The sequence below is a fragment of the Bifidobacterium sp. A11 genome (genome assembly GCF_000499185.1).
Classification (GTDB): domain Bacteria; phylum Actinomycetota; class Actinomycetes; order Actinomycetales; family Bifidobacteriaceae; genus Bombiscardovia; species Bombiscardovia mizhiensis.
Map to the genome: position 1 here is coordinate 36,812 of NZ_AWUO01000009.1, position 26,798 is coordinate 63,609.

At 61.2% G+C, this 26,798-nt stretch carries 18 protein-coding genes and 1 pseudogene; 12 read left to right on the top strand and 7 right to left on the bottom strand.

Translation table 11 applies throughout. The annotated features are described in order from the left end of the window. The first annotated feature begins 30 nt into the window (after window positions 1–30). Both P273_RS0107175 and P273_RS0107180 read left to right on the top strand, forming a co-directional pair. On the top strand, window positions 31–5,436 hold the full coding sequence (locus tag P273_RS0107175) for a Spy0128 family protein (protein WP_155804725.1): 5,406 nt from the start codon (window positions 31–33) through the stop codon (window positions 5,434–5,436). 236 nt (window positions 5,437–5,672) lie between these two features. Next, the gene (locus P273_RS0107180; RefSeq protein ID WP_024627776.1) at window positions 5,673–6,089 is read left to right on the top strand and encodes a hypothetical protein; all 417 of its coding nucleotides are present in this window, start codon (window positions 5,673–5,675) and stop codon (window positions 6,087–6,089) included. A gap of 83 nt (window positions 6,090–6,172) precedes the next feature. Here the strand turns inward: P273_RS0107180 and P273_RS0107185 are convergent, their stop codons facing one another. Beyond that, the gene (locus tag P273_RS0107185) at window positions 6,173–6,943 is read right to left on the bottom strand and encodes an MIP/aquaporin family protein (RefSeq protein WP_024627777.1); all 771 of its coding nucleotides are present in this window, start codon (window positions 6,941–6,943) and stop codon (window positions 6,173–6,175) included. Window positions 6,944–7,182: 239 nt separating this feature from the next. Further along, window positions 7,183–10,677: an SNF2-related protein gene (locus P273_RS0107190; RefSeq protein ID WP_024627778.1), complete on the bottom strand. Its 3,495-nt coding sequence runs from the start codon at window positions 10,675–10,677 to the stop codon at window positions 7,183–7,185. 160 nt (window positions 10,678–10,837) lie between these two features. Between P273_RS0107190 and P273_RS0107195 the strand changes: the two genes are divergently transcribed. The 4 genes from P273_RS0107195 to P273_RS0107210 all read left to right on the top strand — a co-directional run bounded on the left by P273_RS0107195 (window position 10,838) and on the right by P273_RS0107210 (window position 15,603). Then, window positions 10,838–12,310: a DHA2 family efflux MFS transporter permease subunit gene (locus tag P273_RS0107195; RefSeq protein ID WP_024627779.1), complete on the top strand. Its 1,473-nt coding sequence runs from the start codon at window positions 10,838–10,840 to the stop codon at window positions 12,308–12,310. A 101-nt stretch (window positions 12,311–12,411) separates the two neighbouring features. Next, window positions 12,412–13,647, top strand: coding sequence for an FtsX-like permease family protein (locus P273_RS0107200; RefSeq protein WP_024627780.1), 1,236 nt, complete (start codon window positions 12,412–12,414; stop codon window positions 13,645–13,647). Next, complete coding sequence (locus P273_RS09590) at window positions 13,644–14,639, top strand: ATP-binding cassette domain-containing protein (RefSeq protein WP_024627781.1); 996 nt, start codon at window positions 13,644–13,646, stop codon at window positions 14,637–14,639. The genes P273_RS0107200 and P273_RS09590 overlap by 4 nt, the downstream gene beginning before the upstream one ends. Window positions 14,640–14,721: 82 nt before the next feature. Continuing rightward, the gene (locus P273_RS0107210; protein WP_024627782.1) at window positions 14,722–15,603 is read left to right on the top strand and encodes a hypothetical protein; all 882 of its coding nucleotides are present in this window, start codon (window positions 14,722–14,724) and stop codon (window positions 15,601–15,603) included. Here the strand turns inward: P273_RS0107210 and P273_RS0107215 are convergent. After that, the gene (locus P273_RS0107215; protein WP_024627783.1) at window positions 15,582–16,247 is read right to left on the bottom strand and encodes an HD domain-containing protein; all 666 of its coding nucleotides are present in this window, start codon (window positions 16,245–16,247) and stop codon (window positions 15,582–15,584) included. The two genes, P273_RS0107210 and P273_RS0107215, sit on opposite strands and share 22 nt — an antisense overlap. Window positions 16,248–16,480: 233 nt before the next feature. Here P273_RS0107215 and zwf point away from each other — a divergent pair, with 233 nt between their 5' ends. The 3 genes from zwf (at window position 16,481) to pgl (ending at window position 19,838) form a co-directional block, all read left to right on the top strand. Next, window positions 16,481–17,962: a glucose-6-phosphate dehydrogenase gene (gene zwf / locus P273_RS0107220; protein WP_229133471.1), complete on the top strand. Its 1,482-nt coding sequence runs from the start codon at window positions 16,481–16,483 to the stop codon at window positions 17,960–17,962. Continuing rightward, window positions 17,959–18,966: a glucose-6-phosphate dehydrogenase assembly protein OpcA gene (locus P273_RS0107225; RefSeq protein WP_024627785.1), complete on the top strand. Its 1,008-nt coding sequence runs from the start codon at window positions 17,959–17,961 to the stop codon at window positions 18,964–18,966. Before zwf ends, P273_RS0107225 begins: the two co-directional genes overlap by 4 nt. 80 nt (window positions 18,967–19,046) lie before the next feature. Next, window positions 19,047–19,838: a 6-phosphogluconolactonase gene (pgl, locus tag P273_RS0107230; RefSeq protein ID WP_024627786.1), complete on the top strand. Its 792-nt coding sequence runs from the start codon at window positions 19,047–19,049 to the stop codon at window positions 19,836–19,838. 39 nt (window positions 19,839–19,877) lie between these two features. On the opposite strand, the gene P273_RS0107235 is transcribed toward pgl, so the two are convergent. Continuing rightward, a complete protein-coding gene (locus P273_RS0107235; protein WP_024627787.1) occupies window positions 19,878–20,645 on the bottom strand; it encodes a FadR/GntR family transcriptional regulator in 768 nt (255 codons plus the stop codon). Window positions 20,646–20,877: 232 nt separating this feature from the next. On the opposite strand from P273_RS0107235, the gene P273_RS0107240 reads away from it, so the two are divergent. The 3 genes and pseudogenes from P273_RS0107240 to gnd form a co-directional block, all read left to right on the top strand. After that, window positions 20,878–22,323 carry a GntP family permease gene (locus P273_RS0107240; protein ID WP_024627788.1) on the top strand — a complete coding sequence of 482 codons (1,446 nt, stop codon included), beginning with the start codon at window positions 20,878–20,880 and terminating at the stop codon, window positions 22,321–22,323. Window positions 22,324–22,359: 36 nt separating this feature from the next. After that, window positions 22,360–23,037, top strand: coding sequence for a gluconokinase (locus P273_RS0107245; RefSeq protein WP_024627789.1), 678 nt, complete (start codon window positions 22,360–22,362; stop codon window positions 23,035–23,037). Window positions 23,038–23,118: 81 nt separating this feature from the next. Next, a pseudogene (gene gnd, locus P273_RS0107250) lies at window positions 23,119–24,003 on the top strand (phosphogluconate dehydrogenase (NAD(+)-dependent, decarboxylating)); the annotation flags it as partial. On the opposite strand, the gene P273_RS0107255 reads toward gnd, so the two are convergent. Genes P273_RS0107255 through P273_RS0107265 form a run of 3 tightly spaced genes read right to left on the bottom strand, consistent with a single transcriptional unit; the run spans window position 23,993 to window position 26,788 of the window. Next, window positions 23,993–24,979 (bottom strand): family 43 glycosylhydrolase, encoded by a 987-nt coding sequence (locus P273_RS0107255; protein ID WP_253269594.1) that lies wholly within the window; start codon window positions 24,977–24,979, stop codon window positions 23,993–23,995. The pseudogene gnd and the gene P273_RS0107255 sit on opposite strands and share 11 nt — an antisense overlap. A 25-nt stretch (window positions 24,980–25,004) precedes the next feature. Further along, a complete protein-coding gene (locus tag P273_RS0107260) occupies window positions 25,005–25,862 on the bottom strand; it encodes a carbohydrate ABC transporter permease (protein WP_029676288.1) in 858 nt (285 codons plus the stop codon). Beyond that, window positions 25,859–26,788 carry a carbohydrate ABC transporter permease gene (locus tag P273_RS0107265; RefSeq protein WP_024627793.1) on the bottom strand — a complete coding sequence of 310 codons (930 nt, stop codon included), beginning with the start codon at window positions 26,786–26,788 and terminating at the stop codon, window positions 25,859–25,861. Before P273_RS0107265 ends, P273_RS0107260 begins: the two co-directional genes overlap by 4 nt. Window positions 26,789–26,798: the final 10 nt, after the last annotated feature.

Genomic DNA, 26,798 nt, shown 5'->3' on the forward strand with positions numbered 1-26,798 from the left:
AGTCGGTCGTCGGCGCTCAAAAGGAGAAACGTGGCAAAGGGTAATTTGAGCGGAAAAGTCCTGGCCGGCCTGTTGGCTATGGCCACGTTAATACCCACTATGGCCTTAGCCGATGGTGGACAGACAGCTGATGCCCAGACCACCGCCTCCACATCAACATCTGCAACAACACAAGCACAGCAGACATCGTCCACGTCGACCCAAACCTCGACTCCACAGTCAGGCACCGCCGCGTCCGGAGCAGCCCAAACCACTCAGAAGTCGGAGTCGGCCACCCCGAACCAGGCCGCACCCATACAACCCAGCACAGGGCCGACCACCAAATCGGCAATCAAGGACATGTTGGACACCGACGACGCCGTGGTCACCACACTGTCCCAGGCATCCCGCTCCACCGGCACGGCTCCTTTCGACAACGACAACAACCCCGGCGACGACCACGATGCAGACAATGACATAGTGCGCACTTTCGATAAGGTGTCCTACACCTACTCTTTTGCCGTAAATACCCGCAGCGAGACCACCAGCTATCGCCGAGGCCGAATAGGCTTCCAATTCAAACTGAGCCAGCCTGAGGACCAGGTCACCTTTGATGTGAATTCCATGGGCTGGGTGGACACTACGCCGGAATACCAGCCAAAGCAAACTACAGAGACTATCGACGGTCATCCGACACAGGTGCTTACCGTTTACAGGCTACTCACCGCCCCACAGAATGTGCCTACCGTTATTCCGGGATCCTCCAGCGTCACTCTGGTCCTTCGGGTCCGAAGCATGCCCAATGGCAGCAAATTCGCCCCCGAGGTCCAAGCCTGGGGCGCTCCGAATACCACCACCAAGACCGATCCTGCTTCAGCCACATCCGATCAGGTCACCGTGTCGGCCAAGCTTAATCTGAACCTGCGAATCACTGGCGGGACCAATGAAGGCTCCGGCAACCAAACATTCGACTTCAACACCCCAGCCGCCAGCAATTACCCCAACCATGAGCTGGGTAAGCGCAAGGGGATCATCAGCAAGTTCAACTGGGCCGTTGACATGCGTTGGCCCGATCGGACCAAGGGCCTCAAGGGTCTGGATGTTCCCACTGGCCCCATTACCTTTTCCCTGTCACTGAGCAATTTGTGGCAGACCGCTGGCGGAGATGCCTACCCGAAGATAGCGGATCTGCAACCCTACTTCTGGGACATCGGCACCATCGACGGCGACTTCAACAACAGCGGACGCAACACCGGCGATCAGGGCTGGAGACCCACTCTCAGCAACTATGGCTATGCCCGATCCACGGGTGGCACGGCTGGGAAGGACCAAGTCCAAGGCAATGGTCAATACACCGTGGCTGAACAGCGCAACAGCCAGGGCCTCAGGCTGGACCTGACTTTGAAGGACTATAAAACCAACGACCCCTTCCCCTATCTGGGACACACCTATGCACCAGACGCCAGGTGCACGACTGCCCTGGCCTCGACTGACTGCACGCGACAGGAAGTGGCCGAAATCTCCACTGGTTACCTATATGTCTTCAACCCCTCCACTGTCGGCGACAAGGACGTGGCCAACTACTATGGACAGACCGGTCTCAGCTTGCAGAGCAAGGTCGACGACGGCAACCTGAGTGCGAAATCGCTATCAAACCAGTCTTTACCCTCTGCCACCGGCCCCACGGACACGTCAAACCAAACCGACCAATCCGATGACATGTGGCACAACGTCATCTTCACGCAGAGCTCCAGCACAATAAAGGCAGGCATCAGCAACATCATTCAGTACAGTTGCATGACGGCTCCTAACTTTTTTGATGACGGCGTGGACTGCGGGTGGTGGACTGCTCCTGACAATCTACGGGGTACCGACTCAGCAGTCGCAGGGACCAAAGTGCGGGTAACGGCCGGCTTCAACTTCAAAACCAGCAAGGCCGATCTGCCTCTGCTGGGAATGTCCTTGGTCAAGATCGACCCAAAGGTAGTTGGACTGCCAAACTCCGACGGTCTGGATCTTCCCTGGGGCAACGGCATCTGGCAGAACGGCAAATACAATGATCCAACGAGCGATAAAAACCCGTTGCTGGATCTGGTCATGTACGCCACCAAACCCGACGGAAAGGACTGGAAAAACGACACTGAGCAAGCCAATGCCGACATAGAGGATCTGAACTTTTATAGCACGCAGGAGGAAGCAAAGAAGCATGGCACGGTTGTAGGCATGCTGCTGGGCGGGCGCACCGCCGCGCCCTCCAGGTTTGCCGAAGAGAATTCCCGATTCGGCTTCGGCGGATTTGTGATCAACGTCCTCCCCGATGCCAAAGTAAGTTCGGTAGCCCAGCTGACATCAGTTTCGCGCACTTTCACCCGCAGCCAATTAGCAGCTATGGCCGGGTTAAGCCCCGAGAACTCCAGCGATCAGGAATGGGAGGAGTGGGCCAAGAAACAGAACCCCTACGAGCTGGCCAAAATCAAATCTCCCGTCTTAGCCACGTCAGTCGGAGGCTATACCAAGGCCAACTATGACCAAATAAACGGTTACCTGGGCGGAGACACCGGCGGCAATGAACACGGGGACAGCCTCTATGTAGCCGGCGAAACCAACACCATCTCCAACGCCGTGGCACAAACAAGCACCAATTCCAAACCCAAAGAATACTTTGACATAGACAGCGATCAACGGTTCGTTGACTGGCGGCTAACCATCAACACCGGCACATCAGCTTCCCAAGCCAACAAGGGCGCCAAAACCGAACTCTACATCACCGACAAACTGCCAGCAAAGCTCCACTACATCCCCGGCAGCGCCCGATTGGGTGGCACATATACGGAAGCCACGCCTGAAATGGGCCACATAGAGGGCGGAACCGCCTGTGAGCCATCAGTGAGCACGGACTCCGTAACCGGAATCACCACTCTGTCCTGGACATTGACCAACATCCCTGTGGACGGCAACAACCGCGTCATCCACTTCTCCACCTCCCTGGGTGACCTGACTGACCCTAACAAAGACATCGGCTCCAACGAAGACCTGACGACCTCTGCCACAGTTCAGTCAAAACAGAATATGTCCCAGCCCAACACATACTTGAAGACTGCCGATTCCTTCACCATCCACGCTTGGCGGACCAACACAACCACCCTTTCCACCTCGGCCGTACAGGACACTAATGAAGTCGGTGCACCAATCGGCTTCACCAACATGCTGAGCAGCACCTCAGGCAGTGGCAAGCAGCATCACTATGCCATCGACATCATGCCGTACAAACAGACAAGCGGTAAACCCGACTTCCACGGGGAACCTACTTTTGCCGATATGAACGTAAAAGCTTCGGCGGGAGCTAGTCTGAGCGGAATCACCATCCGCTACACCACAGATTCTCGATGGCGGGTCAATGACACGAGTTCCATACAATCCCAGGAATACCTCTCTTGGGACGAGGCTGACTTCAACACAACAAGTGGCGAAGTGAAAATGCCTGCAAACGTGGTGGCCTGGGCCTTCATCATCGATGGGCAGCCCAACCAATTCCGCTATGACATTACTTTCCATATAAATCCCGGAAACAACTCCTCCGGCGACCTCTATCGGAATCGCTGGGGCAATGCACTGAACCAAATGCCTGCCCAGGCCATGGTTGTTCAACGTTCCATCAGTGGCATCGTATGGTACGACGTCGATGGGGACGGCACCCGCTCTTCGGACGATATTCTGCTTAAAGATGTCAAAGTGACCCTGCTCAACGATACTGACGACAAGCCCGCCAAGTCGGTCGTCACCCCACATGATGATCTGAGCACAAAATCTGATTCCCAGGGCAAGTACGAACTGACCAATATACCGGCAGGGCAATTCCACCTGCGGTTCGACCCCGCTCCGAATACGAACTGGACCCACCTGACTACAACAATCCAAAAGGCCAGCGGAGCCAGCCCGAGCGAAAACTCCTCAGCCAGCGACATACTGGAGGACGGAGCCATGAAAGGCGCCGTCATCAAGGATATTAAGTTCCAGAAGGCCGAGGATATGGTGGACACAGCCAGCCAATCCCTGGATTTCAACAACTGTGGCCTGACAGGAACAATGGACACCAATGAGGTGTCTGCAGGAGTCAAAGTACAGATCCAAGGCAGGAACTGGCTCAACTCAGACTCATTCACGTTAACTGCCGAGCCCCTGAATGGCGCACCGTCCGCAGCGTTGCCCAGCCAAATCACCATAGACGCCGACAACAAAAATGCCCAGGTGCCCGTCAACGTGTCTGCTCTGCCCGACGATGGCAGCTACCAGTATCGTATACACCAGGAAACCGGCTCCATTCCTGGCCTGACGTATGATCAGAGCACTGCAATCCTGACCATCACTTTGACAACCGATGCAGCTCAGCTACACCGTACCGCCAAGGCGCAGTGGACTGACAGCAAGGGCAAGAAGATAGACACGGCGGTCTTCACCAACACCTACCAGGCCAAGCCGGCCAAGCCCGTCATCACCGCCACCAAGCGCCTGCAGGGCCGGAACCTGAAAGCCGGGGAGTTCACCTTCCACCTGTACGACGGGCAGACCGGCCATGAAGCGGGCTCGGCATCCAACGACGCCCAGGGCAGGATCGCCTTCAACGACCTGACCCTGACCAAGGCCGGCGACTACCACTACACCATCCGCGAGGACCAGGGCAGCCTGCCCGGCATCACCTACGACCGGCACGCGGCCACGGTCGACGTCCACGTCACCGACGACCTCAACGGCCAGCTCCAAGCCACCGTCACCAGCAAGGACACCACCTTCACCAACACCTACCAGGCCAAGCCGGCCACGGTCAGGCTCACCGCCTTCAAGCACCTGGAAGGCCGGGGCCTGAAAGCCGGAGAGTTCGACTTCCTCCTGCAGAACACCAAGGGCGGGAAGCCGACCCAGGCATCCAACAAGGCCGACGGGACCGTCGCATTCCCCGACCTGACCCTGACCGAGGCCGGCGACTACACGTACTCCGTGAGCGAGGCCCAGGGCAGCCTGCCCGGCATCACCTACGACCAGAAGACGCACCGGATCACCGTCCACGTCACCGACGACCTCAACGGCCAGCTCCAAGCCACCATCGACGGCAACAACCCCACCTTCACCAACACCTACCAGGCCAAGCCGGCCAAGCCCGACCACCCTGGCAACTCCGGAGAACATGCCAAGCCGATCCCGCCGGTAGAACCGAACAAGCCGGGCGAATCTAATAATGCACTCAGCAAACCGGGCCAAACCAGCGATAGTCGAAAACCTGCGCCAGGAAACCAATCTTCTGATGACCAAGCAAAGCCATCTGCAGATTCCCAAGCCCTAGCCGCCTCAGGCTCAGACATGGTCATGCCTGTAGCGCTGGCTATCGGCACTGCCGTCCTCGGCCTGGCACTGATGTGCTTGTTGCGGCATCGCAGGGATCAGGATGCTGACCTGGGCTAATCGTTCCCCGCATGAGAACACAGCTGGGCCTCTTCTTCACTGGTGACAGCCACCTATGGCGAACCTCACGGTTCCCTGCCCCTATCTGCAGACGAAATTTGCTATTCTTGCAAGTGGAAGGAATCTTGCATCCAGAGGTCACCGTCGACGATGGACGGTCACCTGAACGGTCATGGCTCTGCACGGTCATGATGTCGATTGTCACACGTGCAGGCCGTCACACAGAAAGGTCAGTCATGGCAGACGATACAGTCATTGTTGTTGATACTTCCATGTTCGAAAAAGATGCCGCCGCGAAGACCGCCAAGGCCAACGAGGTCGCCCGTAAGTACGGCATCAGCGAGGAGGCCCTCAAGAAGGTCGAGGATTACAAGGATCAATTGAGCTACCACCAGGCATGGGATCTGCCATTCCTGGGCTACGTGGACGAGGACGGCTATGGATATGCCTACGTACCCAACAAGGCTGTCGCTGCCGACGGCTGGGATGCCCACAAGGCCTTCCTGGATCTGCCCGATGACGTTCAGACGGCTTTCGCCATCCGCATGCTCTTCACCCATCGCGACGTCGACCGCCACGGTGCAGAGATGTTCCTTCACCACGGCCGCGGGCTGACAGTCCGCTTCCAGGAGCCCACCTCAGCCAGCTACTGAGCTTGAGCTACCTCAACTAACTCGACCCCCGGTCCTGTCGTAATAACCCCCTGACAGGTCCAGGGGCTTTTCCATGCCGACAATCAAGGCAGAAGCCCCATCCAGGCAGGAGCTAGCACACCAATGCAGGCTCCGATGATCGGCCCGGCAAAGGGAATCCAGGCGTAGTTCCAGTCCGCATCCTTCTTGCCGGACATGGGCAGAAGGCAGTATGCCAATCGAGCGGAAAAGTCACGTGCCGGATTCATAGCCGCACCAGAAACCCCGCCGAGGGCCATGACCAGAACCGTGATGACCAGGGCCACGCCCAAGGGCCCAACCTGGGTAGGAGTCCCCCCATTGAGGAAAACCCAGGTAACCAGAATGGCCGTGCCGATAGCCTCCGACGTCAGATTCCAGAAATTCGAACGTATAGCAGGCTTGGTACAGAAAACCATAAGTTTGGTATCTGTATCGGTCGGAAGTTCGAAATGCTTGCGAGTGCCCAGGTAGCCCAGGCAGGAGCCAAAGAAAGCCCCCAGGAACTGGGCGGAAATAAAAATGGCTACGTTGGCTGAGGTAACCGGAATGCCACCCTTGCCCACAGCCAGACCATTCAAAGTCGCTTGTGGATCAATCCAGTGACCGACCACCCTGGCCAAGGTCACAGCCGGATTAAGATGACCGCCCGTTCTCCACCCCGCATATACGCCTACATAAACAGCAAGACCCCAACCCAATGAAGCGTTGATCCAGTCGGCCCGATAGGCCCCCGTCTTGGGGAGTGACCTGCTGGCTGCGACCATGACAGCGATGGCCATCATGATGGCTGTACCCATAAACTCTGAGCAGAACATCTGCACACCGCTGATCATGCTTTCCCTCCAAGCTTCCTGCCATCAAAGGAGCTGAAGGTGACCAGACTCCCAGAACCGAATAGTCAACTGCTGTCAAACCGACAAAACCACCGGCGGAGCAACCAACAATCTGCTCATACATATAGTCTTTCGATTTGACTAATACATCAAGAATAACCGAGGCCGTGACCCAAGGGTCTCGTCACCATGATGCTGTATTCATGACCATTGACTAGTAGATCAGCAGCCGTTTCGGATCAGCTCAGAAGGGCCAGAAGGTCTTTTCTGCTCAGCCTGGCCACGCTGGCTGCACCAGTGGATGCGGCCGAGTCGACAAAGCGCGAGGCCAGGTCGCTCTTGCTATGCTGCAGGTTGAGGATGCGTTCCTCGATGGTGTCCTTGGCTACGATCTGGTAGACGTTGACGTCCTGGGTCTGACCGATCCGGTGGGCGCGGTCATTGGCCTGCTCCTGGGCTGCGGCATTCCACCAGGGGTCCGCATGGACCACCACACAGGCTCCAGTCAGGTTGAGTCCGGTGTTGCCGGCCTTCAGGGAGATCAGAAAGACCGGCGTAGCATCCCTATTGAACTGTTCCACCAGCTCCAGCCGCCGCTTCTTGGAGGTGGCGCCGGTGATCAGATCGTAGGGCACGTCCAGCCGACGGAGCCGTTGGGCTATCAGGTCCAGGTAGGAGGTGAACTGGGAGAAGATCAGCATCTTCCGTCCGGCATCCTGACAGGAGACCACCAGATCCTCGATGGCATCCAACTTGGCCGAATCGCCGCGCCGGTCCCGGCCTTGATCCTGGTAGACCAGACGCGGATCGCAGCAGACCTCCCGCAGCCTGGTCAGCTGGGCCAGAACCTGGATTTTGCCGACCTCATACTCCTGATCCCTTTCCTTGTTGAGCGTGGCCCTCAGCTCCTGCTCAAGGGCTGCATAGAGCTTACGCTGCCGGCCCTGCAGGGGCACGCTGATCACGTTTTCGATCTTCTCGGGCAAATCCGTCAACACCTGGGACTTGAGCCGGCGCAGAATGAAGGGTCCCACCAGGGCCTGGAGCCGGGACTGGGCATCCTGGTCTCCGCTGAGTATGGGCATTTCGAAGCGGTCCCGGAACCGAGAGTATGGACCCAGCATCCCCGGCATCAGGAAGTCAAAGATGCTCCAAAGCTCGGACAGCCGGTTCTCGATGGGTGTGCCCGTCAGAGCGAACCGGTGCAGGCTGTCCAGAGCACGTACGGCACGGGCGGCCTTGGTGGCGTGGTTCTTGATGTACTGGGCCTCATCCAAAACCAGGGCATACCAGGGCAGACTCCGATACCGATCCAGATCCCGCCTGAGCAGATCGTATGAGGTAATCAGCAGATCGTAGGAACCGGCCTGATCCAGCAGAGCCTGACGCTGGCTGCGTCCTCCCGCCAGGACCGCTACCCGCAGATCCGGCGTAAAGCGGCGGCACTCGGCCTCCCAGTTGTAGACCAAGGAGGCCGGACAGACGATCAGCGAAGGTCCTCGATCTCGGGCCTGATCCCGACGGGAGAGCAGGTAGGCCAGCATCTGTATGGTCTTGCCCAGACCCATCTCGTCGGCAAGAATGCCGCCGAAGCCGCGGTCGCTCAGAGTGCATAGCCAACGCAGCCCTTCTGCCTGATAGGGTCTGAGCTGCCCGCGCAGCCCATCGGGGATCCTGAACACCTGAGGATCGGGCTTGCGCTCCTTCAGATAATCACGGAAACTGGAATCGCGATCCTGCTCGGGCACCAAAGCATCCAGGTAGCCGAGCTGGAAGTCAGGCACCCGGACCGGCCCCTTGGCCAGATCAGCAGGGTCAATGCCCAGGTCTTCAGCCAGGGTGTCCACAGCATCCGTATTCAGATCAGCCAACTCGACGAAGGCCCCGTTGCGCAGCCGATGGAAACGGCGCCGGCGGCGATGGTCAGCCAGGATGGCAGCAGCCTCCTCGGGTCGTACCTCATCGGCGATGGGCGAGATCTCGACCAGACCGGAGCGCACCCTGACACCCACGCGGATCTGCGGATGAGAGACGACGCTCAGTCCGTCGAAGGCCGGGGTGGAGAAGACCCGTCCCAGGCCCTTGAGCACGGGCAGGCCCCGGGTCAGCAGGGTGTGGATAGCCTCCTCGTTCTCCTCGGGGATACGGGCCAGCCCCTCCTCCATCAGAGGGAAATAACGGCGGACCGTCTGCCGGGCCAAAGACTCGCTCTCCCGATCCCTGCCGGGTTCATCCTCCGAGGCGGGATCAGCACCGACTGGCAGTAGACGGTCCCCATAGCGGGCCTTGAGATCGCAGCTGACCCCCTGCCGATCCCTGTCCAAGTAAAGTTCAATCCTGCAGGGCATCCGCCGCCGGGCATCCAGCTCTTCGGGCAGGCTGGCGGAGAGTCCAGATCCTTCCTGGGAACCCTGATTCAGGTCAGGCAGGACGGTCCGGGCGAACAGATCCAGGTCGTCGGCATCCAGATGCAGATCCCGATCTTCGCCAGGGCGGCAGAGGGTCTCCAGCAGGTCCCGATGACGCATGAAATGCGCGCTGCAGCGGTGGATGACCGGTCCCGGATCCAGCCCTATGCCGGGCTGTGAGGGGCGCACGATAACGAAAGAATGTGCTTGGCCTACGACGAAGCGTTCCACGGCCAGGGCATGGGTGATCCGGTAGCCATCCGCCTCCTTGCTGACCGCGATGCCAGGGTCCGGATCCCCGCCAACTACAGGGGCAGGCATGGTCTGCAGGAAAGAATCCTCGGGAGGCGTGTAGTCCAGGGTGAGTCCAGAGTCCACGAACAGGTCGAGGATCTGAGCCACCTCGTCGTCGCTGAGCCGGATCCCCGACAATCCTGCACGGGTAAGACGGCGGCGCATGCCCCCCTCCTGCTCAGCCAGACTACGGCGGATGGCACCGGCCCTTTCCAGAATGGTCAGCAGAGCCTGGGCCCGGTCATCAAAAGTGTCACGAGAATGGATGAAGGCCAACCGCCGTCCGTAAGACATGAATTCGCCCTGGTCCACAGCGCGCAGCAGGGCCGGCAGGTCCTTGACCAGGTAGGCGACCCCGTGGGATGACAGAGTGATGTGCAGACGGACCAGCCAGCCTCCGCGCTCGCTGGTCAGGTCGGGAATCAGCCCGACCGAGCCGATGGGCAGGTGACGGCCACCAACCGGCCCGTTCTCCTGCTTGAGCAGGCTCAGCTGGCGGTCACGAAAGGCCTGCCGCCGCCGACCCTCCTGCCGATGCATGTAGGCTGCCAGAGGTCCCGAAGTTGACCGGGCGGAACCGGACCGACCCTGTTCGCCGGCCCAGTCATCCGATCCTGCAAAGGACTGGCTGGACTCGTTGTAGGCCATGATCAGGGCGACCACATGCTTGCAGGCAGGACCCTGGCGCCCAAATGCCCGGCAGGTGCATGAGGAGTCAATGACGCGATGGGCCTGCTCATCCAGCCGAGCCTGGACCATGCAGTCACCGTCCGGCTGATAGGTGGCGGGCACACGCCCCTTGAGGACGGTCAAAGCTCCCAGGTGCCGCAGGCGCAGGTCTGTAAAGCGGCGGTCATCCAGCAGTTGATGGGCACGGAAGTAAGCCTTGCCCCCCAATCGACGCAGAGCGGCATCGGAGATGGTGTCTGGATCACCGAAAGTCCGCCCCTCCTCGTCGTCGCCCGAATCATAGAAACCATGGCCTCCTGAACCAACGGCTCTTGACCCGTAGACCGCTGCATGCCAATCCACACGCACCCTCCTTATGGTCTCTGACGACCATTCCCGAGCATAACCTTTTCCGTTCCGATGCGGCACGCCTTCGGCGAAGCGAGTAGACATGCCGACTTACGAAAAAATGACCGCCTCCCTAAGATGGCGTGCTGTTTGTCTGAAGAAGGAGATCATTATCGTGCACAACACGTCCACCCCTGTCTCTGTTCACCGGTCACGACCGGCCGTCCCCCATCCCTGGCCGGCCATCGCCGCGCTGATGATCGGGGCCTTCGTGGGCATGCTGAGCGAGACCTCGCTCAATATCGCCCTGCCCAACCTGATGGAGAGCTTCCAGATCCCCGCCTCAACCGTGCAGTGGCTGGTCACGGGGTACATGCTGGTCATCGGCATCGTCCTGCCCTTCTCCAGCCTGATCTCCAAGTGGTTCACCACCAGGCAGACCGTGATCTTCGGCCTGGTCGCCTTCCTGGCGGGCTCAGTGGTCTCGGCCATGGCCCCCACCTTCCCCGTTCTGCTGACGGGACGGCTGATCCAGGGCATCGGCACTGGCCTGATCCTGCCGCTCATGTTCACCGTGGCCATGCTGATCTTCCCTCCTGCCCGTCTGGGCACGGTCATGGGCATGTGCGCTCTGGTCATCATGTTCGCCCCGGCAATCGGCCCGACCCTGACCGGGATCATCCTGGGCAAGCTGACCTGGCACTGGATCTTCTGGTTCTTCACCCCCTTCCTGGTGGTGGCTCTGATCTTCGCCGTCTGCTTCCTGAAGAACGTAGGAACCATCACCCACCAGCGTCCCGACCTGGCCTCTATTCTGGAGTCCATTGTCGGCTTCGGCGGACTGGTGGCAGGAGTCAGCCTGGCCAGCCGTTATGGATGGCTCTCCCCGGTCACCCTGATCATTCTGGTTGTGGCCCTGGCTGCACTGGTCCTCTATATTCGTCGCCAGCTGGGCCTGGAGCACCCGGTGCTCAACCTGCGCATCTTCTCCATCCCGGCCTTCCGCTACGGTGCCACCCTGGTCATGCTGGACTTTGCAGTCATCCTCTCCTCCATGTATCTGCTGCCCCAGTTCCTGCAGCGGGGACTGCTTCTGCCCGTAGCCATGACCGGCATCCTCATGCTGCCCGGCGGCGCCATCAACGCCCTGGTCTCAGCCTTCGCCGGCCGGCTCTATGACGGCTTCGGAGCCCGGATGCCCGTCCGCTGCGGATTCCTTGTCGCCCTGCTTGGCACGGTCATCCTCCTGTTCACCGGCCCGCACACCCCTGTGGCCTTGGTGGTGGCTGCCCACATTATTTTGATGATCGGCTGCCCCCTGGCCATGTCGCCGGCCCAGACCTACGCGCTCAACTCACTGAGCGGCCCGCAGTCCGGCGATGGAAGCACCATCATCAACACCATGCAGCAGATCGTAGGAGCCGTGGCCACAGCCATCACCACCTCCCTGCTGGCCATGGGCGAGGGGCAGGCAACCGGTGTTGATAAAGCCCAAGCCTTCACCAGGGGCACCCACTACGGACTGGTCTTCACCTTGGTGCTGATTCTGGCTGCCCTGGTCGTCTCTTTGAAGGTGCGCAACTTCTCCCACGCCGACCAACAGGGGGCCGAGCGAGACATTCAGCAAGCTCCAAGTTCGCACCGCTAGCTTGGGAGCGTCCCTGGCTAGACTGGAGGACGGCGACCGGACTTTAGGCCCGCCATTGTGGGCCGCCCGGTCATCCCTGGAACGCTATCAGGAAGGGTGTCATGTTCGTTCTCAAGAACGCCTGGTTCACCATCAGGCGGCATGCGGCGCGGAGCCTGGTCATGGTTCTGGTCTGCCTGGTCGTGACCGCTCTGGCCACGACGGCGGCTACCGTGCTCCAGGCTGACACCAAGGCACGTACCACAGACTACGAATCCCAACAGGTGGATGCCGTCATCAGCCCGCGCAAGGGAACCAAGGCCTCTCCACTGGGCTGGAACGAGTATTCCAAGTACGCCCAGCGCCTGCAGATGGATGGCATGCAGTACAAGGCCTACTTCCATGAGACCGCCGACATCAGCCCGGAGGGACTGCCCCAGTCAGGCACCTACTCCCTGGTGGGGGTCTCCGACAAGGAGGCCGAACCCACCCTGCCTCACGGCCCCTTCGCAGTGGATCAGGGCAAGGGGCTGGACTACGCCTCCCAGAATGCCTCCGGCACCCAGACCGTGCTGATCTCCAAGCAGATGGCGCAGGCCAACAAGCTCAAGGTGGGCGACACCCTGACCATCAAGGATCCTCGCCAGCAGGATCAGCAGGTCAAGCTGACCATCTCCGGCACCTACCACTATCGCAAGGCCGCGGATCAGGCCGCCAACCGGGCCATCTACACGGCCTATCCCACCTTTGCCATGCTGGGGCTGGATGCAGCCAGCAAGCCTGGAGACCCCGGCCATGAACTGCTCGTCGCCTTCGTCCTGGATTCGCCAAGCACCTACCAGAAGTTCATCAAGGAGCTGCGCAAGGACGGACTCAAGGCCTCGCAATATGACATCGACTCCCCCAGCCTGAAGGACTACCAACGGCGGATGGAGCCTGTTCACCGGGCCGCCGAGCAGGCGCGAACCACCATTATCCTGGTTTGCCTGCTGGGCGGACTGATTCTGCTGGGCTGTCTGTTCCTCATGCTGCGCAACCGTGCCAACGAAATCGGCATGGCCATCACCATCGGGGTCCACAAGGCTCGGCTGGGCTGGCAGTTCGCCTTGGAGACCCTCTTGCTCACCCTGCCCGGGCTGGTGCTGGGCCTGGTGCTGGGCGCCGCGATCAGTCGGCCGTTGGGCCGGTCGCTCTTCCGGCTGGGGAACCTGGCCAGCATGCCTCATGCTGGTCTGATCTGGAAGCTGACCCTGATTGGCCTGGCCGTCTGCCTGGTTCTCGCCCTGGCAGCAGCTGCCAGGGTAGCGGCCTTTAGAACCGCCCAGCTATACACCAACGACCTGGAGGACGAGGCATGAGCGAAAAGACATCGGACCAGCAGCCAGACGAAGAATCCCAGGAAAAAGCTGCAGCCAAGGCCGCCGACCAGAAGCAAGCCCCTCAAACAACAGCCGATGCTGAGCAAAAAGCCGACGAGAACACCGGCGCCGAACCGCTGCCCGAATCCGAGGAAGAAGCAGCCACTCAGACGGGCGAACAGTCCGAGGAGGATGGTTCTTCGGAAGAAGACGTGTCGATGGCCGCTTTCAAGGTGGTCATCGAGCAGGAAAATGCCGAGGATCCTGACGATGATCAGGAGGAGGACCCACTGCTGGAGACCGATGGCCAGCGGGTGTTGGTTCCTGGCGGCTACCCGGTGCTCTCCCTGAAGCATGTGGATTACACGCGCAAGGTCCAGGGTCGTCCCGAACAGATCCTGGATGATGTCGATCTGGAATTCCAGCGTCGCCGCATCTACTCGGTGGAGACCACTTCGCCTTCCAGACGAGCCGCTCTGATGGCCCTGATGACCGGTCTGCGCGCCCCCACCCAAGGCAGCGTGCTCTTCCGTGGCACGGACCTGCGCCAATTGCTGGCCTCCGACTATCGCGGCCACCAGATCGGAGCCATCTTTGGTACCGATGCCTTAAGGCGCGACCTGACCGCCGTACAGAATCTTGTCTACACCATGGATGCCAGCGGGCGCACTTTCCTGGGCCCCAAGGACAATCTGGCCCGTCAGCTGCTGGACGAGGTGGGCTTCCCGGAGCGCCTGCAGGACAAGCTGACCGCTGATCTGGGCCACTTGGACTTCCGCCTGGCTTCCGTGGCCCGTGCCCTGTGCTGCGAATGCGACGTGCTCATCGCCGACGAGCCCACCGAAGGTCTTGAGCCAAGCGACTGGGACACCCTGCTGGCCACACTAAAGAGGGTCTCCCGCCGTCATGACTGCACCGTGATCATCCTGACCTCCGGGGGTTCTGACACCGTGGACGAGGGCACCTACGACGACCGATTCATCGTCGATTAAGCCGCAGCCTTCCGGGCCGGGGATGGACAGCACTGCACTGATTTGTTCGGTCATTACCCATGAGGAGTGGATACCCCGGGTCATGACCGAACAAATCGATTTAAGCAACAAGGATCCACGCCGGCAACGGAGGGTTATCCTGCACCATCACCATGGATTCGGACCAGTTCGGGAGATCGGTGTCAAGGAAGCCATATGGATTACCCCAGGGCTGCTGATCGCCCAGAACGCCTGGCTGGCCTCCCATGGACGTCCCTCCTGGACCCTGTCAGCACCACTTACTTTGTGGCTGGATGAGCTGGATCAGTCCCTGACCGAACGCAGGATTCTGACTGTGACGGCCGAGACCATTCTGAACTGGCGTCGGCTGCCATCTGGCTTGGGACAGCGCCCCTGGTCGCAGCTGGCCGCCGGCCGGGTATCGGGCCTGCCGGCAGCCCGACGAACCCTTGAAGACTTGCAGAGTGGTCTGCGAACAGCCCCCGCGCAATCGATGATTCGCCTCCAGACCCACTTGCCCGATATCCATGAGGAGTGGCGGGTCATCGTTGACAGAGACCAAATCGTAGCCTCCAGCGGATACTGCCTGCATGAGGGCGAGGAATCTCGAGCCATCACCACGGTCTTCGACGGCGCCATCTTCAATCCCAGTCATCGAGCGATCGCCGAGAACTGCGCCCTCCGGGCAGCCAAGGGTCGATCGCCTGCTCCGATCAGCGTGGATCTGGCCTTCCTCCGTGGGTCGGATCGACCTCTCGTCCTGGAGGGAAACCCAGTCTGGTGTGCAGCTCCTTACGCTTACGGGCCTCAAGGCATGGTCTCTTTCTTGAAAGTCGTTGCGGCCTGCCGGACCGATCCAGTTGACCCCTATCAACCAGACCCATGGATGCTGCGCGAATTCGGTGGTCGCTTCCGCAGTTCCTGGGGAGCAGCCCGGCCGGATCAGACGATGGTCATGCCGTAGTAATTAGCCAGAGGCTGCAGATCCGGTACTCCATACCGGGCCACCAGTTGCTTCCAGCGGGCCAGGTTGTCGGAACCATACTTGGCCGTGCGCTTGGCGGCAGTGGGCTCGGAGACGAAAATGGGCGGCTGGTGCTTGCTGTGGAACTTGTCCGCATACATGACCACCTCCTGCTCAGGATTGACCGGCAGGTAGTCGTCCGGCGGCAGATTCAGATGCTCCTCCTCCACCTGGCGGCGGGTCAGTCCCACTCCGGTGTGGTTGCGGGCGAACTGGGCCACCGACTCGTCCACCCCGGCATCCAGCAGCAGGTGGTAGCCCTCCAGCCCGTGCTCGATGTACCGCTCGCCTTGGAAGGTCAGGGGCCGACCCTGGGAGCCGTCATCCTTCAAAATCCTGTAGGTGCCGATGTCATGCAGCAGGGCACCTATGCGGACCAGGTCACGATCCAGGGGACGCTCGGGTAGGACACCGTCAGGGTCATCGTCACGCAGCAGGCGTTCGTTGACCTGGTCAGCCATACGCACCGCGAGGGCGGCAATGATCTGGCAATGGGTGTGTATCAGTTCATAGGCGGCTTGGGAGGGCGCATACTGACGGTGCAGGGCCTCGGCCATGGGAACATTGGGAATCATACCGACCATTCTAGGGATCCTTGCCGCAAATGTGACCTTTGCGACGCTTATGCACTCTTCAGCGGATAATCAGCCCTGCCCTTCTACTGCCGACAGTACACTGGGAGCCACGGTATTTCACGAGGAGCACTATGGACACTTCACCACTTGCGCGCTCCGCCGACCAGCCCGCTCCTCCCGACGAGGACGGCGGCCGACAGGCGCCCTGGCACAACCCCCTGCTGGATCCGCGCGATCTGCGCATGCCGCGCATCGCGGGCCCCAGCTCATTGGTCATTTTCGGCGTCACCGGCGATTTGGCCAAGAAAAAGCTTTTGCCGGCTGTTTATGACCTGGCCAACCGGGGGCTGCTTCCAGCCAGCTTCGGGCTGATCGGCTTCGGACGGCGCGACTGGAGCGACCAGCAGTTCGTCGCCTTTGCGGAGGAGAACGTCCGCGCCCACTGCCGCACCCCCTTCAACGAGTCCACCTGGCGACATCTGAGCCAGGGCATGCGCTTCGTCAAGGGCAGCTTCGACGATGCCGAGGCCTTCCGCCGCCTGTCGGCTACTGTCTCGGAGCTGGATCGGGTCCGGGGCACCCGTGGCAACCATGCCTTCTACATGTCGGTACCACCCAAGGCCTTCCCCCAGGTGGCCCGTCAGCTGGCCGAGTCGGGGCTCTCCCACTCCACCGAGGGGGCCTGGCGCCGCGTCATCATCGAGAAGCCCTTCGGTCGTGACCTGGCATCGGCCAAGGAGCTTGACCGGGTGGTCTCCGAGGTCTTCGAGCCGGATTCGGTCTTCCGCATCGACCACTATCTGGGCAAGGAGACCGTGCAGAACATCCTGGCCCTGCGCTTTGCCAACATGATGTTCGAGCCGGTCTGGAACTCCAACTATGTCTCCCACGTGCAGATCACCATGGCTGAGGACATGGGCATTGGCGGCAGGGCCGGCTACTACGACGGAATCGGAGCAGCCCGGGACGTCATCCAGAACCACCTCCTGCAGCTGATGGCCCTGACAGCCATGGAAGAGCCGGTCTCCTTCTCGGCATCGGATCTGACGGCCGAGAAGACCAAGATCCTTTCGGCAGTCCGCATCCCCAAGGACCTGGCGGCCCACACCGCCCGGGGCCAGTACACGGCCGGCTGGCAGGGATCCCAGCACGTGGTCGGCTACCTGGACGAGGACGGAATCGACCCCTCCTCCACCACCGAAACCTATGCGGCCATCAGGCTGGATGTGGACACCCGCCGCTGGGCCGGCGTCCCCTTCTACCTGCGCACGGGCAAGCGCCTGGGCAAGCGGGTCAGCGAAATCGCCATCGTCTTCAAGCGTGCCCCCCACCTGCCCTTCGAGGCCACAGCCACCCGGGAACTGGGCGCGAACGCCGTGGTCATCCGCGTACAGCCTGATGAGGGCGTGACCATGCGTTTCGGGGCCAAGACTCCCGGCTCGGCCATGGAGGTGCGCGACGTCAACATGGACTTCTCCTACGGGCGTTCCTTCACCGAGGCCTCCCCTGAGGCCTACGAGCGGCTGATCCTGGACGTGCTCCTGGGAGACCCGCCCCTCTTCCCCACCACCGAGGAGGTCAATCTGTCTTGGAAGATCCTGGACCCCATCGAGGAGTTCTGGGCAGGACAGGGCCAGCCCCAGCCCTATCGCGCCGGCACCTGGGGACCGCGAGAGGCTGATTTGATGCTGGCCCGCGACGGATACCACTGGAGGATGCCATGATCGTCAGACTGAACAACACCACTACCTCCGCCATCGCCAGGGAGATCGACGAACTCCACGTCGAACGCGGTGAAGCCGCCCAGGGACGGGTGCTGACCCTGGTCATCGTCACCGAACAGGCCCATCTGGAGGCGGCCCTGGAAACCGTCAACGCCGCAAGCCGGGAACATCCCTGCCGGGTCATCGCCATAGTGACCAATGCCGAAGACCATCAGGCCCAACAGGAGGCGGATCAGAGGACGGCTGCGGCACAGTCCTCAGAAGACTGCGTTTCCTACAAGAACACCGACCATAACGGGGATCACACGCTGGATGCCGAAATACGTTTCGGCTCGGATGCCGGTGCCGGCGAAGTGGTGGTTCTGCGACCAGTGGCAGCCCTGCTGGACCATTCCGATGCCCTGGTCATTCCCCTCCTGGTGCCGGATGCACCTCTAGTAGTCTGGTGGCCCACCAATCCGCCCCTGGACCCCTCGCAGGATCCCATCGGGACCATGGCCGCCAGCAGAATCACCGATGCCATGGAGGCCGACGATCGCCAGGCCACCTTCGCCGGGCTGCTGGCCCATTCACGCGATCAGGACGTTGATTTGTCCTGGACCAGGATCACCATCTGGCGAGCGCTGTTGACCTCCATGGTGCAACAACCGCCCCACCTGCCCATCCGTTCGGTCAGGGTGACCGGCCAAGCCCACTACCTGCCATTGGAGCTGCTGGCCTCCTGGCTGGCTCTGAAGCTAAAGGTGCCGGTCACTGTCGAGCGCGATCCAAAGGCTCAGGCGGTCACCGGTGTCTACTTCGAACGCCCGGACGGGGTCATGAGCATGGAGCGCCACCACGACGACCAGGCCCGGATCAACCAGCCCGGTCAGGCCTCACAGACCATCTCCATGCCCCTGCGCTCTGCCGTGGACTGCATGAGCGAGGAACTGGGTCGACTGGATCCTGACGAGGTCTATCAGGAGGTTATCCACACCGGCTGGGGAATGGTTGACCACCAGTAGACCTCTGCAGTGACTCAATTCATATGCAAACGTCTGGGTGTAGGCTGAAGCCAGCTTCACCTGCATGCAAGGAGGATCAGATGACCGATCGTCGCGTCGTGACTTATGCCACAACCAAGTTGCTCAATCAAGCCACCGCAGCTCGGATCCTGCTGGAGCTGGGCGACCTCCTGGCCCGTCAGGATCGGGCCGACCTGGCGCTGACCGGTGGCCGGGACGCGGCAGATGTCTATGCCCTGATGGGTGCCGATCCCCTGAGCCAGAGCGTGGACTGGAGCCGGGTCCATCTCTGGTGGAGCGATGAGCGGTTCGTGGGTCTGGAAGACCCGGATCGCAACGACGAACAGGCACGGCAGGCCTGGTATGGCTCGCTGATCGACCAGGGGCTGCTGCCCCAGACCAACGTGCATTCGATGCCCGTGGACACCCGTAGCCCAGCCCAGGTTGAGGCCGCCGACCAAGAGGAGAACGAACGGGCCCTGACCCAGGCGGCAGCCGCCTATCAGCAGGAGATCATCGACCAGCTGGGCCCTGAGGGCCGCATGGATCTGGCCGTCTTTGGCGTGGGCCCCGACGGCCACTATGCCTCCCTCTTCCCCGACCGGTCCGAGGTCAGATTGCAGGATGACGATATGCTGGTGACGGGCGTCAGCAACTCCCCCAAGCTGCCGCCGCTCAGGGTCACCATGACCACGCCATTCATCCGCCGGACCCCCAAGGTCTGGCTCTTCACCTCAACTGCCGAGAAAGCCTCAGCCGTGGCTGCTGCACTGGGAACTACAGACGATCCCCATGTGCCCTCCTCTTATGCCAGGGGCACCATGGAGACCCTCTGGCTCCTGGACGCTGATGCCGCCTCGAAATTGCGCTGAGCCTTCGGCAACAAGAGCCTTTTTCAGATTTCAGGACTCCTAAGATTCCTTATCCTCAGCATGGGTCGAGTCTTCGGGGTCTTTTCGAGTCATTTGTTCGATAGCCCGATCAGATTCGTCGACGATCCAATCCATGGCGTGACGGGCCCCCTCTGCATCGCCCCGACGTATCAGCGCAGCCACGTCGCCGTGCAGCCGCAAAGCCTTCTCATCAGCCTTCCTGGGCATAAGCTCATGCCGGGTCCGCCCAGACAGCACTGAGGCAATCACATCGCCCAGCGCCGCAAACATAGCGTTGCCGGATGCCTCAAGCAGGGTTCGATGGAAGGTTTCGTCAGCCCGAAGATAGTCCGGTCCGTCGGCCCGGTCGGCGTTGGCCACCATGTCAATGGCGGCCCGTGTCAGCTTCGCCCATTGATCCCGATCAGCGTTGCTGGCCGCCAGCTGGGCAGCCATGGGCTCCACGCATGCCCTGAGCTCGGACAGTTCATGCAGGGTTCGTCCCCGGCCAGATCCGCGCAGCCTCCACTCAATCACCCGCGGATCAAAGATGTTCCAGCATTGACGGGGGTTGACCGTGGCACCGACCTTGCGTTTGACGGTGACCAGACCCATGGCCTCAAGAACCCTGGTGACCTCCCGGGTGACCGTGCGCGAGGGCCTCTGGCTATCCAAATCCGGGGCGGGCAGCCGGTCGCCCGGAGCGATGGTGCCATCGACAATGGCCGCCCCCCACTGGTCCAAGAGCCGGTCATGCAGGGTGCCTTCTGTAGCCGTTTTGTCATCAGGCTTGCTCGCGCTTTCCACGAATTCCACTCTAGCAACCGGGCTCGTTTCCAAAGGGATCAAACGATTCTGCAAACATGTTGAGGCTCCATCCTGCTCTTAGCATGCCATCTTCCAAACCGTCCCAGGTTCGTGTAAGATATGGTCTGTTAAGGCATACGTAATATCACACTGTCGATATTATGTAATGCAAAAATAAGAGCCGGAAAGCTGCTCAGGCCGAACGGTTCGCATCCTCAGAGAAGAGGCAGCAATGCTTTTAGCGTCGCAGCCGACAGCCGAAGGGTACCTGACCCTGGCGGCGAGTCAGGCCGTTTCCCTGAACACCACCCAATTGGGCATCAGTCTGGTGCTCAGCCTGGCAGTGCTCATTTTCCTGGTCACCGTCGTTAAGCTTCATCCCTTTGTCTCCCTGCTGGGTGCCGCCCTGGTGGTCGGCATCGGTTCCGGCTATGGTCCCGTGGCCACCCTGACCAGCTTCACCGGCGAATTCGGCTCCACCATGGGCTCCGTGGGCATTCTGATCGGCCTGGGAGCCATGATCGGCAAGGTCCTCATGGACACCGGGGCCACCGACCAGGTGGTCAACACCCTGGTGGCCAAGTCCAAGCCCGCCACCATCCCCTGGATCATGGCCCTGATTGGCGCCCTGATCGGCCTGCCCATGTTCTTCGAGGTTGGCCTGGTCATTCTGGTTCCGGTCATCATTCTGGTGGCCCGCCGTACCAAGCTTCCGCTGATGCGGGTGGCCATCCCCACCCTGGCGGGCCTGTCCATCATGCACGCCTGCGTGCCTCCTCACCCCGGTCCCTTGGCCGCTTTGAGCCAGTTCAAGCAGACCGGCAATGTGGGCCTGACCATGATGTTCGGCATCCCCTTCGCCCTGATCACCCTGGTCGTCGTGGGCCCGGGCTTCTCCCGGCTGGCCTCCCGCTGGGTGCCCGTCGAGGCACCAGCCGACTTCGTGGCCAAGAGCGAGCAGGCCGGCAAGGAGGAGACCCGACTGCCCTCCTTCGCCATCTCGGTCTGCTGCATTCTGCTGCCGGCAGTCCTCATGCTGCTGACCTCCATCTTCGAGATCGCTGTTCCCGGCTTCAAGGATCGTACGGACGGCCTGGCACAGACCATCAACTTCATCGGCAACCCGGTCATGGCCCTGGCCATAGCCCTGATTGTCTCCATGCTGGTCCTCAAGGCGGCCTCGGGCATCTCCTGGAAGACCGTCAATGACTCCCTGGGAGCCTCGCTGCCCGCTGTGGCAGGCATCCTGCTGATCGTGGGCGCAGGCGGCGGCTTCAAGGGCGTATTGGTCTCCACCGGCATCGGCAAGATCATCGGCACCTTTGTGGAGCACTCCAACATCTCCATCTTCCTGCTGGGTTGGGTCATCGCCGTCTTCGTGCGCATCGCCACAGGCTCGGCCACCGTCTCCATCCTGACCACGGCCGGCATCCTCAGCAACGCCATGACCATGATGCACGCCGGCTCCACAGCCACTACACTTTTGGTCATCGCCATCGGCGCCGGCTCCATCTTCCTCTCCCACCTCAACGACGCGGGCTTCTGGCTGATCAAGGAGTACTTCGGCCTGAGCGTTGGCGAGACCCTGAAGACCTGGTCCGTTTTGGAATGCCTGCTGTCGGTAGTGGTTCTGGTCCTGGTCATGATCGCCAGCATCTTTGTGCCCATCACCGCCTGAGCGTCATTGTCAGATTACTTTTCAGAAAGGTTGCACATGGTCGACACAACGTTGAAGAATTCCGATGCCTTGAGCGCAGAGGATCACCCGGAGCCGAAGGTCCCCTCGGCGGTGGATAACACGGTTCCCCCGGACTACTTCCAAGGCCGCACCCCTATTCTGGTCATCATGGGGGTTTCCGGCTGTGGCAAGACCACGATGAACGAGCACCTCGGCAACAAGCTGGGCTGGGACATGGCCGAGGCCGACGACTTTCACCCCCAGGCCAACATCGACAAGATGGCCCGCGGCATCCCCCTGAACGACGAGGACCGATGGCCCTGGCTGGACAGCATCCATGATTGGATCGAGGACCACATGCGGCGAGGGGTGCCCGGAACCGTCACCTGCTCGGCCCTGAAGCGGATCTACCGTGACCGCTTGCGGATGCCTGGAGTGGTCTTCATTCACCTGAGCGGGGACTACGACTCCATCATGGAACGGCTCTCCAAGAGGAAGGGCCACTTCATGAAGCCACAGATGCTGCGTTCCCAATTCGACGACCTGGAACCCCTGGGACCGGACGAGATCCACCTGACCATCGATGTGGGACTGCGCATGTCTCCCGAGATCGAGGCCGAAGAGGTCATCGACACCCTGGGCCTGCAGTGCGACGTCAAGGCGCATACCGCCCAGGTTCAGGCCGAGCGCGCCCGGCAGGCAGCCCGCCAGTAGCACCGACAATTCGGCCCGACCGCGGCCGACCACCAACCATCGCGGTCAACTTCACACTGTTGCAGTCAATGGAGAGGAACTGACACTATGAAGATTGGCATGATCGGCCTGGGACGCATGGGCAAGAACATGGCAGACCGCCTGCGCACCGGCGGCCACCAGGTGGTCGGCTACGACATCGCGCCGGACTCGGGCAGAGATGTGGACAGCCTGCAAGCCCTGGTCCAGGCCCTCGAGGCCCCACGAGTGATCTGGGTCATGGTTCCGGCCGGCAAGCCCATCGAGTCCACGCTCGATCAACTGGGCAATCTGATGGAGCGCGGCGATCTGGTCGTGGATGGCGGCAACACCCGCTTCACCCAGGACCAGGAACACGCCCAAGCCCTGGCCGCCAAGGGCATAGGCCTGGTGGATGTAGGCACCTCCAATGGCATCTGGGGCAAGGAGAAGGGCTACGCCCTGATGGTCGGCGGATCGGACCAGGACGTGGCCCGGATCCAGCCCATCCTGGACACCCTTAAGCCCGAAGGCGACTACGGTCTGGTCCACGCGGGAGGCACCGGCGCGGGCCACTATGCCAAGATGGTCCACAACGGGATTGAGTACGGGATGATGCAGGCCCTGGCCGAGGGGTATGCGGTCCTGGAGGCCTCCGACCTGATCAAGGAGCCGGGCGAAGTGGTGGAGTCCTGGCGCAAGGGCTCGGTCATCCAGTCCTGGCTGCTGGACCTGCTGGCCCAGGCCCTGAAGGAGGACCCGCACCTGAGCGGAATCGCCGGCAAGGCTGACGAGACCGGCGAGACCAAGTGGATGATCGCGGACGCCCTGGAGCTGGGAGTGCCCACACCGGCCATCACCTCGGCCCTCTATGCCCGCCAGTCCTCCAAGATCGAGGACCCCATGACCATGAAGGTGGTCTCCGCCCTGCGCAGCGCCTTCGGTGGCCACCCCATCGTCAGGGAGTGACCAGGTCTCGGGCCGGGTACCAGTAGGATCCTACCTGCGGACGGACCTGGACCATGGCGCCGTCATCAGCGAAATCCAAGGGAGCGAAGACGATTTCGCGATGACAGCCGTCGCCCCGGCCGTCCCTGGCGAACCTGTGGTAGGCCACAATCCAGTCGTCCTGGTCTGGCACACGGGTGATGCAGTGGTGTCCCGTGGCCAGGATTCCCTTGGCGTGATCGGCCTTGATCAGAACCTGGGGCGTAGTCCAGGGCCCGTCCAGCGATGGCGCCTTGGACCAGCGGATCTGGTAGCTCGGATCCCTGGTGTCGTTCTCCGACCAGGAGGCATAGTAGGTGTCCCCACGTCGGCAGATGGTGACAGCCTCGCGGAAGTTGTCGGGCACAGCGGAGCGCACCGAACCCTCTTCCAGATGCAGGCCGTCCGGGCTCAGCCGCCCCATGTAGGCACGACCATTGCCCCAGAGCAGATAGGGCACATCGTCGTCATCCACGAAGACCGAGGGATCGATGGGCAGGCAGTCGTAGTCCCCCCGAGCGATGAATGGTTCCTGGGCCACCCGGAATGGGCCAGTTGGCTCAGGAGCGACAGCCTGGCCAATCTGCCCGTCAGCCACAAAATACAGGATGCAGCGTCCCTGGCGCACCAACAGGCAGGGAGCCCAGGCACCCTGTCCCCCATGCCACCAGGGAACCTGGTCCAAGTCCAGAATTTTTTTGCGGGTCCAGTGGCAAAGGTCCCCGGATTCATAGACGTAGAAGGCGTGCGAGGACCAATCAGGCAGACCATCCTCGGTGCAGTACAGGTACCAGCGGTCACCGATCATGACCAGATCCGGGTCCGCACAGTAGCGATGCAAGGGATTGCTCGCCAATCCCATCCCCTTCGACCCTTGTTGTGCGCTTGCGAATTCCTCCATGGACTGTGACTCCGATTCCTTACGAGTGCGGCGGCCGGAACCTCCGACCGCCGCCATTGACTACGACCTTCCGACTGGTCGCTTACCCCTTGACTGCCCCGGCAACCAGCCCGGAGACGATCCACTTCTGGCAGAAGATGAAGAAGACGAAGACCGGGATCAGGGCCAGGACCGTAATGGTCATGAAGCTGGGCCAATCAGTGGTGAACTGGCCGACCGCGTTGTAGACCTGCAGAACGATGGTGCGCAGGTTGGAGCTGCTGATGAAGACGTTGGCCGTCATGAAGTCGTTCCAGGTCGACATGGTCTGGAAGACCACCACCGTGGTCAGGATGGGCCTGATCAGAGGCAGCACGATGCTCCTGAAGATCCTTAGGGGGCCGGCCCCGTCGATCCTGGCGGCCTCGATGACCTCGAAGGGCAGGGACTGCATGTAGCCCACGATCAGGAAGTAGCAGAAGACCGCGCCGCCCAGGTACATGATGATCAGGCCAAGGAGCGTGTTGACCAGCCCCACGCTGGACTCCATCCGGTAGAGGGGAATCAGGGTGGACTGGGTGGGGATGACGAAGGCGATCATGAGGATCACCCCGATGACCGAGGTGAAGATCGACTTGCGCAGGATCATCCCGTAGGCAGCCAGGGCTCCGATCAGCACCTGGAAGAGGACGCCGAAGAAGGTGACGATCAGGGTGTTGACCAGGCTGCGGACGATGGGCACTGTAGCGAAGGCCCGCGTGTAGTTGCGCAGCGTCCACTGCTTGGGCAGGCCCAGGGGATTGGTGGCCATATCGGGGATGGTCTTGAAGGTGTTGATCAGGATGTACCAGAGGGGCACAGCGCAGATCAGGGCGATGATCAGCACCACCACGCTTCTGACTGTCGAACGCCGCCGTTCCCGCTGGCTCAGGGTCAGGGTCGAGCTCTTGTTGCTGCTCATTGGAACCTCCTGGAAATCAGGCTGGCGGCACCCATCTGGGCGAAGACCACCAGGGCCGTGGCCAGAGTGAACAGGACCGCCAGGGCCGAGCCCAGCCCATACTGGGACTGGCCGATGCCCTGCTGAATGATGGACTGGGTCACCGTATAAGTGGAGTACCCGGGGCCGCCCTTGGTCATGGTGTAGGGCAGGTCGTAGACCTTGAGGCCTCCTGACATGAGCAGGAAGCTGGAGGTGACGATGCCTGGAATCAGCTGGGGCAGGGTGATGTGGACGAACTGCTGGCGGCTGGTGGCCCCATCCACCGTGGCCTGCTCATAGAGGTCGCCGGGAATGGACTGCAGGAAGGCCAGGTAGAGAGTGGCGTGCCAGCCGATCTGCGCCCAAACTGCGATGAAGATGACGCAGCAGCGGGCCAGGGTCGAATTGGACAGCCAGGGCACCGGACCCAGACCGAAGACACCCAGGATGGTGTTGAAGACGCCTGACTTCATGGGCGAGAAGATGTACTTCCAAACCATGCCCATGATGGCCAGCGATGGCACGCTGAAGAAGAAGAACAGGGAACGGGCGAAGTTGCGGCCCCAGAACTTCCGGTTCAGGGTGACAGCCAGGGGGATGGCGAAGATGGTCACCAGGACCGTCTGGGCCACGGCGTACAGGATGGTGAACACCAGGCCCTGCATGGTCGAGGAATCGGTGAACACGCTGTGGTAGTTCTTCCAGCCCACATAGTGCATGTTCAGGCTGTAGCCGTTGAAGTCGGTCACCGAGTAGATGATGGTCTGCACCAGTGGCACGGCGAAGAGGATGACGAAGACGGCCAGGATAGGCAGGAGGAACCAGAAGGAGGTCAGATCCTGCCGCAGGCCGAGCATGCGCCGCCGATGGGCGTTGGCACGCTCCGAGGCAGATTGGGAAGCCATGATCCAGCCC